Consider the following 15,468-nt stretch of genomic DNA (forward strand, 5'->3'; position numbering starts at 1 on the left):
CCGCTCTTCCGATCTGCCGGGCAACCGGACTGGGGGAAATAAATAACTTCGCTTACGGACTTCAGGCCGAAGTTGATACTTCTATTCCGTCCAATTTGTCACTTTTTACCGGCAAAGCCATATCTCAGGGATATTTCGGTTGGCTTAGCCCCATAAATGACTGCACCGCCAAAATGGGACTGCTTACCCGCAAAAATCCATTTGAATGCTGGAGCGCTTTACATAATACTTTATACGAGCAAGGGTTGATAACCGCTAAGCATATTAACTATGTCTGCCGACCGGTTCCTATAGGCAATCTTTCTGCCAGCTTTGGGGACAGAGTACTGGCAGTAGGTGATTTTGCCGGCCAGTTAAAACCGACTACCGGAGGGGGAATATATTTTGGTTTGCTGTGTGCTGATTTGGCTGTGTCCTGTTTGGACAAAAATATAAAAACCAATAAACTTTCCAAAGCCAATCTGGCTGAATATGAAAAAAACTGGAAATCCCTTATCGGGTCTGAGCTATACATTGGCAGACTTCTCAGCAGGGCATACGCGGGGATTGATGACCGGCTGCTTGAACAAATTTTTAAAAAATGTGCTACAAGTGGTATGATTGAGAAGATGGCTGCAAAGAGTCACCTGGGATTTGACTGGCATGGCAAAGCATTTGGCCACTTGCTAAAGAATCCGTTTGACCTTGTTCGCAGTTAAAAAAGAAAATCGGAGTCAATCAGAATTTTTATGCAAAACAGCGGCATTAACCTTGACGAAGCATTAAATCAATACCTTAACGATAACAGTAACAAGAAAATCCATCAGAATTCGCTGGTTCATTTTACCCGTTGGTGCGGAAAAGACAAGCTTGTCTGCCGCATGACTGCCATTGAGGTATCCCGCTACCCTGAATGCATATCATCTTCCGACAAAGAAGTATCTGTCAAACTCCAGTCAATACGGGCTTTTCTTACGTACCTGAATGAACAGGGTTGGGTAGATTACAACCTTTCTTCACACATCAAGATAAAAAAACTGGCTTCGCGTAAATCCGCCACCCGCACAAGCCAGAATGCGGTTGAAAAGATACCCATGACCGCCAGTGGTTACAAAAAACTGGAAGACGAACTGGGTATCTTGAAGGTAAAACGGATTGCAGTTATCGAAGAAATGCGACTGGCTGCCCTGGATAAGGATATGCGTGAAAATGCCCCTTACCATGCCGCCAAGGAACAACGCGGCCAAATAGAAGGACGCATAAAAGAAATAGAACATGAGCTGAAACATGCCGAAGTCAGCGAATATACCGATAACAACACCTCAAAAGTGAATATGGGCAACACTGTAAAACTCCGTGACCTGAAAAACGGGGAACAGTGCATTTATACTTTGGTAAGCCCTAAAGAAATAGAACCCTTGAAGGGCAGAATATCAGCCTCATCACCCATTGGCAAAGCTCTCTTCAACCGAAGCAAGGGAGACAATATAGAAATAGAAGTCCCTTCCGGTACTTTACAATACGTAATAGAAGATATAAGCTTTAAATAACTCCTTACAGTTACTGGAGGGAGACCATGAAATCCTCTTTCAAGCTTGGACGAATTCTGGACATAGAAATAGGCATTCATGCCTCATGGTTTATTATCTTCGCCCTGCTCAGCTGGTCTCTGTCTGTGGCTTATTACCCTTCAATAGATGAAAATATAAGCCCCTTTACCGGCTGGACACTGGGTATTCTAAGTAGCCTGCTCCTTTTCGGCTCGGTTTTAGCCCACGAACTGGGGCACTCTTTTATAGCCATACGCCAGGGAATACCCGTTAAAAGCATAGACCTTTTCATTTTCGGCGGGGTTTCAAACCTCACAAAAGAACCGGATAATCCTGCAGCCGAATTCCGTATGGCTATCTCCGGCCCGGCAGTCAGCATTGTACTGGCACTGGTATTCTGGGTATTCCAGATAGTCTTTTCCTCACAAAATGCCACTTTGGCCGGAGTATTTTTATATCTGGCTCAGATAAATGCCATGCTGGCTATTTTTAACCTTATCCCCGGTTTCCCTCTGGATGGCGGGCGGGTACTCAGAGCTATTATCTGGAATGCCTCAAATGACATCAGACGGGCAACCAGAATTTCTGCCGGGGTGGGACTGGGCTTCGCCTATCTGCTTATATTTGGGGGGATTGCCGCTGCTTTCCTTGGTATAGGCATAAGCGGCCTCTGGCTGGCGCTTATCGGCTGGTTTCTGGCTTCCGCTGCCCAAGGGTCATTCCAGCAGACGGTTATCTCCGAAATACTCCGAGAAGTAAATGTAAGCAGGGTGATGAAACGGGAATTTAAAACCATTGAACCTGACAACACACTTTATCAGGCACTGCATGAATATATATTGCCCCTTAACCAGAGAGCACTACCAGTATTTGAAAACGGAAAACTAGCCGGCCTGATAAGCCTGAGTGATATTAAAAAAATACCAACAAACCAACTCAATCAAACATCTGTACGGCAAGCGATGACCCCTTTTGAAAAACTGCGGACGGTAGGTCCTGAAGAACACCTTGGTAATGTACTGAACTTGCTGCAATCCGAAGATATCAACCAGTTGCCAGTCTTGTCTGAAGGTAAACTGATAGGACTGATTTCCCGCACCAATCTGATAGAATACCTTCAGATGCGGCAGGAAATAGAAACAGGACAGCTGAATTCCAAACATTAAAATATAACAAATGTATTGACGGGTGAATTAAAATAATATAGTCTTAAATTACATCATCAAAGGAGATATTAATGACCAAAACCTCTACCGGTTTGCAAGAAAATGTTGCCGGATTACTGTGTTACGTACTCGCCTGGGTTTCCGCTATCATTTTCCTTATCCTTGAGAAAGACAATAAATTTGTCCGCTTCCATGCGTATCAGTCACTGGTGGTTTTCGGTTCTCTGCAGATAATCTGTCTGGTTCTTAACATAATACCTGTGCTTGGCGTATTTATCAGCTGGGCAATAAGCGTACTCTCATTTATACTGTGGATAGTCCTGATAGTAAAGGCTTCACAGGGGCTTAAATACAAACTGCCCATTGCGGGTGATATTGCCGAACGCTGGGCAAACAAATAACCTAAACCCGGGGATAACATTAAGCCAGACGCGAAGTCTGGCTTTTTTATATTAGACAGATTTTTTATTAACCCAGAATATATTTTACAAAACCCAGCACCAAAGATAGTCCGCACAGTACAATCCCTGTCAGACTAAGGCGGTGACGGGGAGAACGCAGCATACCGCCTACCCCTAATCCCAAACCGATAAGTGCAAAGAATAAATTGAAAAAATTAATCGTCCCCAGCAGAGGAATTAAGCCCACTCCCATACTGACCAGACTAAAAAGCCCTATTACAAAACTGGCAATACCCATACACCCTATCTCCTAGAGGGTATTTATATCAGAATATAACCGGCTTTGCAAAACAACATCCAGCCTTAATGTGCCTATACGTATATGCCACTTACTTACATGGTGTCTGCATGTTTGACGAAAATGCACTTATAACTTATACTTACGGCGTTTAAAAATAGAAGATCAAAAAAAGAAAAGGAGAAGACTGTGGATCTTTCCTGGTTGGTGTGGACAGCAGGGCTGATTGCCGTGCTATTTGCCCTCTACCTGATTCGCGATGTTATGCGTCGTGATTCCGGTACCCCGGCTATGCAGGATATTGCCGGCCGTATTCTTGAAGGCGCTGTTGCCTTCTTGCGGCGACAATATCGCACCATTGCTATTCTGGCCGTTGTGGCTGCGGTAGCTGTGGGTGCAGTGGTTGGTTTGCTAGGTGGCGAACGCGGGTTGGAAGCCTATGGCATAACCGGAATCGGTATTGCATGGCGAACTGCCCTTGCCTTCCTGGCAGGTGCTCTGTGCTCTGGTATCTCCGGCGTTATCGGTATGTACATCTCGGTGAAATCAAACCTTAGATGTGCTGCCGCCGCCGCAAAAGGTGGCCTCTCTGAAGCTGTTACTGTAGCTATCAGAGGTGGCGCTGTTTCCGGTTTCCTTATTGTAGCCTTAAGTTTACTGGGTGTTGCCGGCATCTACTACATGTACGGCGGAAACCCCGAAGTAACTCCCCATCTTATCATCGGTTTTGGTTTCGGTGCCAGCTTTGTAGCCCTGTTTGCCCAGCTGGGTGGAGGTATTTATACCAAGGCCGCTGACATGGGTGCTGACCTGGTTGGTAAAGTTGAAGCCGGTATCCCCGAAGACGACCCCCGCAATGCCGCAGTTATCGCAGACTTGGTGGGCGATAATGTAGGTGACTGCGCCGGCCGCGGTGCTGATTTATTTGAATCTACTGCCGCCGAAAATATAGGTGCTATGATATTGGGTATTACCCTGTATCTGGCTACCGGAAACGCCGCATGGGTACTCTTCCCGTTGGTTGTCCGTGCCTTCGGCATCTTGGCCTCAATAGTGGGTATTATGTTTGTACGCGGTAAAGATAACGAAAGCCCCATGAATGCCCTCAACCGCGGCTATTTTACTGCCGTAGGTTTATCTATAATCGGTATCTTTATAGCTAACCAAACCATTGGTGGTGACCTGTGGCTGTTTGGCGCAGGCGTTATCGGTATCCTGACCAGTGTAGCCATGGTTTTCATAACCCAGTACTACACTGAATTCCGATACAAACCGGTACAAGAAATTGCTAACGCTTCACGCACCGGTGCTGCTACCAATATCGTTTCCGGTACGGCTGTCGGTCTTGAGACCGCCATGCCCACCGCTATTACTATTGGTGCCGCTCTGCTTCTTTCTTACTGGATGGGCGGACAAACCGGTATCGCAGGTGGCGCAGTATTTGGTACTGCCGCTGCTACCATGGGTATGCTTATGACCTGCCCCTTCATTCTGGCCATGGATACCTTCGGCCCCATTACCGATAACGCAAACGGTGTTATTGAAATGGCCGGAGTAGGCGGCAAGGTAAGAAAAATTACTGACCGTCTGGATGCCGTTGGTAATACCACCAAGGCTCTGACCAAAGGTTATGCTTTGGCCTCTGCCGGTCTGGCCGCCTTCCTGCTCTTTGAAGCCTATCTGGAGCGGGTTGCCTTCCTTCGCGGTGAAACAGAGATGATGGCAGTCGACCTTTCACGTATAGAAGTATTCGTAGGTGGTTTGCTGGCTGTTGCTTTGGTATTCTTCTTCTCTGCTGTAGCCATCAAGGCTGTAGGCAGAACTGCTTCCAAGATTATTGAAGAAGTACGCCGTCAGTTCAAAGCTGACCCCGGTATTCTGGCGGGGACTTCACGCCCGGATTATGCCCGTGCAGTGGATATCACCGCTGCCGCCGGTCTGCGCGAAATGATTTTCCCCGGCCTGCTACCCGTACTTTCTCCCATAGTGCTGGGTGTTTTCCTGAAACTGACTGGCTATGATTCAGCTATGGCCATTGCCGGATTCCTGATGGTTGGCACCATAGGCGGCATTATGATGGCTGCATATCTGAATAACTCAGGCGGTGCTTGGGACAATGCCAAAAAGTACATTGAGACCGGCGAAATGCTGGAAAAAGATGGCAGTCCTGTTCTTAAACATACAGTCACCCACGCCGCAACCGTGGTAGGTGATACAGTAGGTGACCCCTTCAAGGATACTGCCGGACCGTCAATCCACGTACTGATAAAGTTGCTCTCCACCATTACTCTGGTATTGGCACCTCTCTTTATCTAGTAAAATAGTTAGTTAAAATCAAAGCCTCCGGTTGCAAGACCGGGGGCTTTGATTTTATAACATATTAACGGTCAGGCTGAAGCACCCACTGCTTTAGATTCCATTTCTTTTGCTACACACTTAGTGCAGTCCTGATGCACATATTTTTCCCGATATTCATAGAGGTTATTTTCGTCCTCTATCCGAATGACCCTTTCCTTTTTACATTTGGGGCAGGCGTTTATTGTAACTTTCATGGCGGCCTCCTCCACTTTAATTGACTCAAACACAGTGGGGTAGAGAGTCTGTATGTGTTAGAAGGTTACAATAGTTGACCATCAAAGATAATGCGTATTAGTACTTATTTGACCTATGGGAAAACACCTATTTTTAAATAAAAATTAACAACTTTGCTTTATTTATAATGACTTTGGCACAGTAATATCCTATACTATAGCTAGGAATTTTTATGCAGATATACGAAAAAACCATAAATGTTGTGATAGGCACTACCAATTTGCCCGGTGATTTGGCTATACCACCAGAACCGATAGGGCTGGTGATATTTGTACATGGTTCAGGTTCTAACCACCAGAGTCCGCGTAACCGTCAGGTTGCTCATCAATTAAACAGCTACGGGCTGGCTACCTTTCTATTTGATTTGTTGACACCCAAAGAGGATATGGTGGATATCCTTATTGCCAATACCCGCTACAATTTCCGTTTTCTGGCAGACAGGGTTATAAAAGTAACCGAAATGCTGAAGGCCAGAGAAGAAACCCAAGACCTGCCGTTAGGTTATTTCGGGGCAAGCACCGGGGCCGCAGTTGCACTTTATGCATCCGCATTACTGCCCAGACAAATTAAAGCCGTTGTCTCAAGGGGGGGAAGGCCTGACCTTGCCAGAGAACTGCTGCCCATGGTGGAATCTCCCACTTTATTTATAGTTGGCGAAAATGACTCTCAGGTATTAAAGCTGAATACCCAGTCTCAAAAGCAAATGCGCGCCCCCAACCATCTCTGCATATTACCGGGAGCCGGTCACCTCTTTGAAGAACCGGGTGCACTGGAAAAAGTAGCCGAACTGGCAGGTGGCTGGTTTATAGAATACATGGAAAAGCAAGTTTAAGGAGGAAAGATGAGCGGTCTACTGGTCTACTTGATAGTGTTGGTGCTTGTCTTTGTTCTGGATCTTATCTGGATTGGATTGATTGCCAAAAAATTTTATGTAACCGAACTTTCTCCTATTGCCCGCTGGAGCGGAGGAGGGATGTCACCTGACTGGCCTTCGGCCATACTGGTTTATCTGCTTATCAGTTTGGGTATCGTAGCCATGGCACTGCCTTTAGCGGAAGATAATATTTTTGCTGCTCTGGCGTATGGCGGCCTTTTCGGGTTTATTACTTATGGCATTCACGACTTGACTAATTATTCCACCCTTAATAGCTTCAGCCTGAAAATGGCTCTGGTAGATATAGGCTGGGGGACTTTTTTGGGTGCTGCCGCCGGTTTAACAGGCGGTATTTTGTATAGTCTGTAACCTTTCTAGGAGTTTGCCTGTTTTTCTGCCAACAAAGAAAGGGTAATAGGAGGCAACATGGCTAACAAGAAAGCTAAACAGTCTGAATCAAACCAGTTGCAAACCTTTAAGAAACTGCGGGTTTACAACCTCGTTATGGGTAGTTTCCATTTGGCCCAGTCAATACTTATTCTGTTCCTTAGCAACAATTTTTCGCTCCCGGTCACTACCAACTTTATTGGCGGCGGCCCCGGCGGCATTACTTTTAAACCACCGGAAATGCTATTTGACCTGCCCATAGGCCCTATGGTAGCTATATTCCTGTTGCTTTCGGCCATAGCCCACTTCCTGCTGTCTTCACCGGGCGTATTTGAATGGTACAAGACAAACCTTAGCAAAGGCATTAACTACGCCCGCTGGTATGAATATGCCTTGAGTTCCTCCATTATGATTGTCCTGATTGCCATGCTTAGCGGCATATATGACGTGGCTACTTTGATTGCTATTTTCGGGGCAAATGCCGCCATGAACCTGTTCGGGCTGATGATGGAGCTTCACAACCAGACTACTCCCAAAACCAACTGGCTTTCTTATACTTTCGGGTGTTTTGCCGGATTTATGCCATGGGTAGCTATCAGTATTTATTTCTTCGGAGCAATATCACAAGCCAGCGATAATATTCCAACCTTTGTTTACTTCATTTTGCCTACTCTGTTCATTTTCTTCTTCAGCTTCGCTTTAAATATGTGGCTGCAGTACAAAAAAGTAGGCAAGTGGCGGGATTATCTATTCGGTGAGAGGGTTTATATATTCCTGAGCCTTACAGCCAAGACAGCTCTTGCCTGGCAGGTATTTGGCGGAGCACTGGCGGGTGGTTCTTAAGCTAAATCATATAGCTACATAAGATTAATTATTTACCTAATAAAAAAGCCCTCTTTTGAAAGAGGGCTTTAGTTTAGAGAAAATGGTCGGGGTGAGAGGATTTGAACCTCCGACCACCTGAACCCCATTCAGGTGCGCTACCAGGCTGCGCTACACCCCGACTGTGCAAGATATGGTAGCACAGAGATTAACTTTGAGCAAGTCTGAATTTTTGTCCGGTAAAGCTAAATATGTTATAGTTATAGTGTAATTTTATAAACTAATTCGTAAACGGAGAAATGTTTCATGGCTATCCGCCGCATCTGTGAGTTGCCTGAGCCAGTTTTAAGGAAAAAAGCCAAAAAAGTGCCTTCTATTGATGGTTCTATCCAAACTCTCATTGATGACATGATAGAAACTATGAATAGCGCTGACGGAGCGGGGTTAGCCGCCCCTCAAGTAGGCGTATCTTTAAGGTTAGTGGTTTTCCGTGAACCAGATACCAAAGAAGCCACCGTGCTTATCAACCCGGAGATTGTCAAAAAAGAAGGTCAGAGACAGGTTACCGAAGGTTGTCTCTCCATTCCGGGTTATTTTGGTGAACTTACCAGAGCCGAAACAGTAACTGCCAAAGGTCTTGACCGACATGGCAAGGCCTGCCGTATAAAAGGAACCGGTATTGTAGCCCAGCTGCTGGAACATGAAACCGAACATCTGGACGGTATCCTTTATATAGACCACCTTGAGAGTGAAGACCAATTGCACGAGATAGGGCCGGATGATGAAATGCCCGAAGAAATCCGTGAATAGCCAAACGAATAGGACTGTTATATATGCCTTTTTCTCATAACCCGAAACTAATGTTTCAGAGTGATTTTGACGGCACCCTTACCGAAGGGGATGTAAGCTTTTTAATACTTGAGAAATATGCTCAAGGTGATTGGTGTGCCATTTTACGCGAGTATCAACAAGGCAAAATAAGTGTGGGTGATTTTAACTACAGGGCTTTTGCACTGGTAAAGGAAGACAGGGAAACACTGGTTGAATTTATCCGCAAGAATGCCGTACCCAAGAAAGGCATATATGAACTTATCAATTACTGCCGCCAGGAAAATATCCGCTTTTCGGTGGTAAGCAATGGATTAGACTTTTATATTCATACCATGTTGGAAGAACTGGGATTTAAGGATATTGAGATAAACGCTGCCCGTACACTTTTCACCAGTAACGGGCTGGATGCCCGCTATTACGGCCCCGACGGCAAAATGGTGGAGAATGGTTTTAAGGAAAGCTATACCAATCATTTTATCTCACAGAACTATCAGGTCATTTATGCAGGCAACGGCCCTTCGGATTTCCCACCCGCCAAACTTTGTGAATATACTTTTGCTACGGATATGCTTCTAGACCGCTTTAAACAGAGCAATTTACCCTGTTATCCGTTTCAAGACCTGCATGACGTTGTATCCCGTCTGAAAACAATACCCCGCTAGGGGCGGTTGCCAAAGATACGCGTGCCCAACCTAACCAGATTGGTCCCTTCCTGAACGGCCACTTTGTAAGAGACTGACATGCCCATGGAAAGAAACTTAAGCTCGGTGTTCGGCAAACCCATAACAGCTATTTCGTCAAATTTTATCTTGGTAAGACGGAATATGGTGCGGAGTTCCTCAGGATCTTCCAGTGCCGGCCCCATAGTCATCAAACCGGCCAGTTTAAGATTAGACAAGCCGGATATCCGCTTTGCCAGTTCTACAGTTTCTTCAGGCAATACCCCTGATTTCTGTTTTTCCCTGCCGCTGTTTATTTCTATAAAAACCGACATAACTTTATCAATTTCGGCGGCTCTGCGATTTAGCTCAGATGCTATTTCAAAGCTATCCACTGTTTCCACAACTGAGAACAGTCGGGCTATCTTTTTGCATTTATTTGATTGGAGTTTTCCGATAAAGTGCCACTCGGCCTTATCACCGATAAAAGGATAGGTTTCTTCAGCCTCGGAGAGATAGTTATGCCCGATAATTTTTACCCCAGCGGCTATAGCAGCTAATATTTCAGCCGGTTGGCGTTTTTTGACAGCTGCCACAAGCACTACGTCAGGCGGTAGCTCCGCCAGAATATCTCTTACGTTTTGGGCAATATTTTCGTACATGCATTCACCGTCAACCCAAATTATTTCCGCATTGAGGACAGAACTTCATACCGGCTTCTATTCTTGATTCGCAATTTGCACATTCGTACCGGGGTTTTTCCATCTCCAGTTCCACCATCAGTTTTTCCATCTGTTTTTTGCTAAGCAGGCGAGCTTTCACCGTGGATTGGAGACTTTTATCAATTTCAAACCGCTCATGGCAATGGCCGCAATACATGTATTGCTTACGGGAAAAATCAAAGGTGGGAATAAAATAAACCGTAAGTTTTTTGCGTTGCTGCTCGACAGTCATTACGGAGGTGGTCTTGCATCCCGGACAGGTAGTGACCATATATCCTAAAATATCAAAGTAAGCTTTGTTTCCAAACAGAACAATCATAGAGTGATGTTATAATGGAAAGGCCCGCTTGTCAAACTGATTATCTGTCTTTAGCTTGAGAGGCACATCACAAAATGTTAATATGTACTTTCAAAGTGGGGGAGTGCCGGAATTGGCAGACGGGCATGACTTAGGATCATGTGTCGAAAGGCGTCGGGGTTCGAGTCCCCGCTTCCCCACCACTAAATTCAAACCTGAAATCATAGCTCAACATAACCCCCAATTATCTTTCGCTATGCCAGTATATTATTGATCACCCGGCAAAAGGTCTTCTAGGACAACAATTGATTACCTTCAAGTACTATATCAGCAGGCGTTCTTCACATCCACAGAAACGAAGGTTTACAAATTATATAAAATATTGCCAATCCAATTTGGCAGCATTATCTATATGTTACTAAGCAGTATTTTTTCTTCGGGTAATTTAGCACAGATATATTTACCCATTTCTACTAAAATTTCTACAATGTAACCCATTAAGACTTCTTTACATAATAGAATTTATTCTTGATCACTCATGATTTCGTATTGACTCTGCCTTGAGCATAGATTAGACTACACGTGAGTGATATATAAGTACTTGCTTGTTTAATAGTGCGTTTTAATTGTCAGAGCTATATATAGTTTTTGGCAACGGCTATTTGTGGCATTGGTACTACTAGCCGGCCAAGGAAAGAGGATGAAATGGAGAATAAAAGCCCCGCTCTGGGTCAGCATGTAGACCAACCCGGTCCCAAGATTATGACCAAGCCTCTGCCTATCATTCTGGACGAAATGGAAGCCAATATCCGCGCTGCCGCGGAAGCTGCCAGACGTGCAGAGGAAGCAGCCAAACAAGCAAGTGCATCTGCCGGTACTTCTATGCGTGCCGCTGAGGTGGCGGAAAAACGGGCTGAAGATGCCCGGCTTGCAGGCGAAAACGCTGCAGCGGTAGCCAAAAAAGCTGCTGCCGAAGCAGTTGCTAAAGCTGCCGAAGCTACTGCAAAAGCTCAGGAAGCTATTTTACGTTCAGTAGAAGCTGATAGGGCCGCAGTAAAAGCAGCTGAAACTTTCAAGAAAGCGGCTGAAGAAGCCAGCGAAAAAGCTAGAGCCTCTGCCGCTGAGGCAGCTGCTCAAGCTAGTTTATCTGCCGAAGAAGCCGCCAGACGGGCTGAAGAAGCCGCCATGCGTGCCGAAGAAACGGCTAGAGCCGCCATATATGCTGCTGAGGAAGCAACTGCTAAAGCTGATGAAGTTGCCCGTTCCTCAAAAGAAGCTGCCTTAGCTGCCCAAAGAGCCGCTGAACAAGCTGCAATCAGGGCTGAAGAAATTGCAAAAGCCGCCAAAGAAGCCCTTGAGAGGCTTATTAAACAGGCTGAAAAAAACAGTGTTGAAGTTGCAGCCGCTATAGCTGCCGCCAAATCTGCCGGCAAAGATGCCACTATCAAACTAACTACCGAAGCAGGTAAAACCGCTGATGATGCCGGGCGCAAAGCCAAGGAAATGGCGATATCTGCTTTACACTTATCTGAACAATTGTCCCACAAGGCTGAAATGGCCGATGTGGCCGGAGATGAAGCCATTGAAGCTGCCACCAAGGTTAGCGGCAAATTGGCAACAGCAGTTGATGAAGCTGGCCGAATGGCCAAAGAATCTGCTGCCAATGGTTTTAAAATTGCCGAAAACATGGCTCAGCAAGCTGTATCTGCAGACAAAGCCGGCGATGATGCTATCCGGACTGCTATGTCCATCTTGCAAGAGCTAGCTAGCCGGGCTGAAAGCACCGCCAAATCTGCCGCTGAGCGAGCCACCGGTGCTGAAGCTACCGCCAAAGCTGCTGCTGAACGGGCCACCGGCGCTGAAACTACCGCCAGAGCTGCTGCAGATAGAGCCGTAGCAGAGGTATCACGGGTCAGGCAGACAGCCGAAGAAGTTGCCCAAAGTGCGCGTAGAGCTGCTGAAGAGGCACTTGCCAAGGCCGAGGAGGCTCTGGTCAAAGCCGTCATCAAACGCCTTACCAGCTGGGAATGGATTGTAATTCTGGTAGTAATTAACCTTAGTATAGTATTCGCAGCAGTACTTATTGCTACTGCTCTTGGCGCCTTGATTTAATAATATATCTTGTTGATGGTCTATTACGGGTGATATAATCACTTCGTGGTGGTCAAACCTGATACAAAAGCCTCTCAACCGTTTAACTCGGCTGGGAGGCTTTAGGTTTTTTGGTTAATAATGGTGAGAGGAATCTAAAAAATGGAAGGAAAGAAAAATATTTCTTCAAATAATGAGCCTGTTGCCCAACCCAAGATTTTAACTAAGCCCTTACCCCAGATCCTTGATGAAATGGATGCTAATATACGTGCGGCTGCCGAAGCCGCCCGCCGGGCACAAGAAGCGGCTGTCACTGCCGGCAAAGCTGCTGAAAGTGCTACCCATGCTGCCAATTTAGCTGAAAAACGAGCAGAAGATGCCCGTTTGGCAGGTGAAAAAGCAGCTGAAACCGCTACCAGAGCCGCTGCTGAAGCTGCTGCTGCTGCTGAAAAAACTGCTAAATTAGCTACTAACGCTGCCAATGAAGCCCTGAAAGCCGCAGAATTAGCTTCCCGTAAAGCTGAAGATGCTGAAAGAGGGGCAGCTAAGGCTGCTGATGATTTTAAAAGAGTAGCGGAAGAAGCTGCTAGACGTGCAGAGGCCGCCAGTCAAGCCGCCCGTGATGCAGCAGATAATGCCATACTTGTGGCTGAATCCGCCGCCCAAAGGGCTGAAGATGCCGGTGAAAATGCCCGTCAGGCAGCTGAAAAAGCCATTCGCGAAGCCCAAGATGCCACGATTGCGGCTATTCAGGCTTCTGAACTGGCGACCAACGCTGCTGAAGACGCTGCCCATAGAGCCGAACAGGCTTCTGCCTTAGCCAGAAAAACCGCTGAAGATGCTACTAATGCTTCTCGTGAAGCAGTGTTAAAAGCTGAAGAAGCTGCTCGTAAAGCCGAAGCGGCTAGTTTAGCTGCTACCAATGCAGCTGAAAATGCTACCAAATCTGCCAGTGAAGCAGCTAAAAGGGCCGAAGCCGCCAGTCTGGCTGCCAAAGAAGCTGCCGCTATGGCTACTGCCGCCGCTATGGCTGCTGCTAAAAAAGCAGAGGAAGCCAGTGCTATTGCGAAATCTGCAGCCGAACAAGCTATAAAAGCAGCCAATGATGCTGCATTTAGAGCCGAAGCTGCGGCCAAAGCCGCCACCTTAAAAGCAGAGGAAGCCCTTTTGGCTTCAAAAAAAGCTGCCGCTGAGGCTATAGCTTCAGCCAGTGAAGCTGCTATGTCTGCGGCTATGAAATCTGAAGCGGCGGTTGCCGCTGCCAAGTCTTCGGCTGAAAAAGCTATTTTGGTAGCTGAAGATGCCGCCCGAAAAGCTGAAGCTGCTGCTGCTGAGGCATCTAAAAAAGCCGAGAATGCCAGCCTGCTTTCCACTCAAAAGGCTGAAGATGCCATAAAAGCTGCTGATCTGGCAGCCAAACGGGCCGAAGCGGCTGCTTTGGCTGCTACACAAAAAGCCGATGAGGCCGTTAAAATTGCTGGCGAAGCCGCCAAACTGGCTGCTGCCAATGCCACAAATGCTGCCAACGAAGCAGCTAAAAGAGCTGAAGCTGCCGCTGCCGCTGCTACTAAAAAGGCTGAAGAAGCTATAGCAGCTGCCAAACTAGCTGTTGATGATGCTGTAAAGGCTGCCACCAAAGCCGCTGAAGATGCCGCCAAGAAAGCTCAACTAGCCGCAGAGGAAGCTACCCGCAGAGCTGAACAGGCTTCTGCCGCCGCCGCTGCTGCTGCCGCCGCTGCTGCTTCGAGGGCAGAAGAAGCTGCCTATAAGGCTGAAGATACCGCCAAAGCCGCCAAACTGGCAGCTGAAGAAGCTACCAACCGGGCAGACGAAGTAGCTCTCACTGCCAAAGAAACTGCTTTGGCCAATAAAAAAGCTGCTGAGGCATCTGCTATCCGGGCCAGCCAGATAGCTTTGACTGCAAAGGCAGAGCTTGATAAAACCATTCTGGCCGCTAATAAGGCTGGAAATAATGCTACTGAGGCAACTGCTGCTGCCAATACGGCAACTACTGAAGCCAATACACGGAAAGATGCTAACAGTGCCCGTAAGGCAGACGAAGCCGGCCGCAAGGCTAAAATGGCGGCTACTGCTGCCCTTCAACTGGCCGAAGAAACTGCCCGCAAAGCTTCCCTGGCTGAGATGGCCGGAGATGAAGCCCTTGAAGCCGCAACCAGAGTCAGCGGTGACATTGCCAAACGGGCTGAGGATGCCGGATATGCTGCTAAGGAATCCGCCAAGTCAGGGTTTAAGGTAGCTGAGGAAACCCGCAAAAAGGCTACTTTGGCTGATGAAGCAGGGGATGCCGCTATCCATGCTTCAATGAGTATTATTCAGGACCTTATAAACAGAGCTGAACAGGTGGGTATTGATGCCAAACGTTCAGCCGAAGACTTTGCCAAAATATCCCGCTCTCAGGCAGAAGCTATGATGCGTGATGCCCAGATGAAAGCCGCCGCCGAGGTTGAAAAAGCCCGCCGTGCAGCTGAAGATGCCGGTGCCAAAGCAGAAAGCATTGCCAATGCGGCCAAACTGGCTGCCGAAGAAGCTATGAGCAAAGCCCAAGAAGCTTTGGTCAAGGCCGTTATCAAACGCCTTACCAGCTGGGAGTGGATTTCAATCTTGGTTATCATAAACTTAAGTATAGTTTTTGCAGCCGTACTCCTGGCTACCGCATTTGGCGCACTTATCTAATAATATTGCCTAATTTAGCTTAGCCCATGTATAATTAGTTACAAAAGCTAACCCAGAGAGAAAAAAGCCTCTCATTAACCGGAAACGGTGGGTGAGAGGCTTTT

Annotated in this window: 16 protein-coding genes and 2 tRNA genes; 13 read left to right on the forward strand and 5 right to left on the reverse strand. The window is 46.9% G+C overall.

What is annotated here, in order from left to right; all coding sequences use genetic code 11:
- The 4 genes from WC259_RS00335 to WC259_RS00350 all read left to right on the forward strand — a co-directional run.
- The coding region (locus WC259_RS00335; RefSeq protein WP_372642736.1) for an NAD(P)/FAD-dependent oxidoreductase at positions 1-698 on the forward strand (698 nt) is incomplete at its 5' end.
- Positions 699-728: 30 nt separating this feature from the next.
- Positions 729-1,529, forward strand: coding sequence for a transcription elongation factor GreA (greA, locus tag WC259_RS00340; RefSeq protein ID WP_012984291.1), 801 nt, complete (start codon positions 729-731; stop codon positions 1,527-1,529).
- 26 nt (positions 1,530-1,555) lie between these two features.
- A complete protein-coding gene (locus WC259_RS00345; RefSeq protein WP_372642739.1) occupies positions 1,556-2,695 on the forward strand; it encodes a site-2 protease family protein in 1,140 nt (379 codons plus the stop codon).
- A gap of 71 nt (positions 2,696-2,766) precedes the next feature.
- Entirely contained in the window at positions 2,767-3,096 is a 330-nt protein-coding gene (locus WC259_RS00350; protein ID WP_011309252.1) for a DUF4870 domain-containing protein, read from the forward strand.
- Between the two features lie 67 nt (positions 3,097-3,163).
- On the opposite strand, the gene WC259_RS00355 is transcribed toward WC259_RS00350, so the two are convergent.
- Positions 3,164-3,394: a hypothetical protein gene (locus WC259_RS00355; protein ID WP_011309251.1), complete on the reverse strand. Its 231-nt coding sequence runs from the start codon at positions 3,392-3,394 to the stop codon at positions 3,164-3,166.
- Between the two features lie 189 nt (positions 3,395-3,583).
- Between WC259_RS00355 and WC259_RS00360 the strand changes: the two genes are divergently transcribed.
- Positions 3,584-5,710, forward strand: a complete 2,127-nt coding sequence (locus tag WC259_RS00360; protein WP_011929022.1) for a sodium-translocating pyrophosphatase — start codon at positions 3,584-3,586, stop codon at positions 5,708-5,710.
- A 71-nt stretch (positions 5,711-5,781) separates the two neighbouring features.
- On the opposite strand, the gene WC259_RS00365 is transcribed toward WC259_RS00360, so the two are convergent.
- On the reverse strand, positions 5,782-5,946 hold the full coding sequence (locus tag WC259_RS00365) for a hypothetical protein (RefSeq protein ID WP_011309249.1): 165 nt from the start codon (positions 5,944-5,946) through the stop codon (positions 5,782-5,784).
- A 212-nt stretch (positions 5,947-6,158) separates the two neighbouring features.
- Between WC259_RS00365 and WC259_RS00370 the strand changes: the two genes are divergently transcribed.
- The 3 genes from WC259_RS00370 to heR are packed head-to-tail and all read left to right on the forward strand — an operon-like array spanning position 6,159 to position 8,090.
- A complete protein-coding gene (locus WC259_RS00370) occupies positions 6,159-6,818 on the forward strand; it encodes a dienelactone hydrolase family protein (RefSeq protein ID WP_011309248.1) in 660 nt (219 codons plus the stop codon).
- A 9-nt stretch (positions 6,819-6,827) separates the two neighbouring features.
- Positions 6,828-7,229, forward strand: coding sequence for a DUF2177 family protein (locus tag WC259_RS00375; protein ID WP_011309247.1), 402 nt, complete (start codon positions 6,828-6,830; stop codon positions 7,227-7,229).
- Between the two features lie 57 nt (positions 7,230-7,286).
- The gene (gene heR, locus WC259_RS00380) at positions 7,287-8,090 is read left to right on the forward strand and encodes a heliorhodopsin HeR (protein WP_011309246.1); all 804 of its coding nucleotides are present in this window, start codon (positions 7,287-7,289) and stop codon (positions 8,088-8,090) included.
- Positions 8,091-8,173: 83 nt separating this feature from the next.
- On the opposite strand, the gene WC259_RS00385 is transcribed toward heR, so the two are convergent.
- A tRNA-Pro gene (locus tag WC259_RS00385) sits at positions 8,174-8,250 on the reverse strand.
- 125 nt (positions 8,251-8,375) lie between these two features.
- Between WC259_RS00385 and def the strand changes: the two genes are divergently transcribed.
- Together def and WC259_RS00395 are read left to right on the forward strand one after the other, a co-directional pair.
- Complete coding sequence (gene def, locus WC259_RS00390; RefSeq protein ID WP_011309245.1) at positions 8,376-8,879, forward strand: peptide deformylase; 504 nt, start codon at positions 8,376-8,378, stop codon at positions 8,877-8,879.
- 23 nt (positions 8,880-8,902) lie between these two features.
- Positions 8,903-9,562, forward strand: a complete 660-nt coding sequence (locus WC259_RS00395) for an MtnX-like HAD-IB family phosphatase (protein ID WP_011309244.1) — start codon at positions 8,903-8,905, stop codon at positions 9,560-9,562.
- Here the strand turns inward: WC259_RS00395 and WC259_RS00400 are convergent.
- Together WC259_RS00400 and WC259_RS00405 are read right to left on the reverse strand one after the other, a co-directional pair.
- A complete protein-coding gene (locus tag WC259_RS00400; protein WP_015407040.1) occupies positions 9,559-10,221 on the reverse strand; it encodes a YggS family pyridoxal phosphate-dependent enzyme in 663 nt (220 codons plus the stop codon). The genes WC259_RS00395 and WC259_RS00400 overlap by 4 nt on opposite strands.
- Before the next feature lie 10 nt (positions 10,222-10,231).
- Entirely contained in the window at positions 10,232-10,552 is a 321-nt protein-coding gene (locus WC259_RS00405) for a zinc ribbon domain-containing protein (protein WP_226988266.1), read from the reverse strand.
- Between the two features lie 145 nt (positions 10,553-10,697).
- Between WC259_RS00405 and WC259_RS00410 the strand changes: the two genes are divergently transcribed.
- The 3 genes from WC259_RS00410 to WC259_RS00420 all read left to right on the forward strand — a co-directional run bounded on the left by WC259_RS00410 (position 10,698) and on the right by WC259_RS00420 (position 15,364).
- Positions 10,698-10,782 (forward strand) — tRNA-Leu (locus tag WC259_RS00410).
- A 502-nt stretch (positions 10,783-11,284) separates the two neighbouring features.
- A complete protein-coding gene (locus tag WC259_RS00415; RefSeq protein ID WP_015407039.1) occupies positions 11,285-12,691 on the forward strand; it encodes a hypothetical protein in 1,407 nt (468 codons plus the stop codon).
- Between the two features lie 141 nt (positions 12,692-12,832).
- Complete coding sequence (locus WC259_RS00420) at positions 12,833-15,364, forward strand: hypothetical protein (protein ID WP_015407038.1); 2,532 nt, start codon at positions 12,833-12,835, stop codon at positions 15,362-15,364.
- Positions 15,365-15,468 lie beyond the last annotated feature (104 nt).

This window comes from Dehalococcoides sp. (assembly GCF_041654235.1).
GTDB classification, from domain to species: domain Bacteria; phylum Chloroflexota; class Dehalococcoidia; order Dehalococcoidales; family Dehalococcoidaceae; genus Dehalococcoides; species Dehalococcoides mccartyi_B.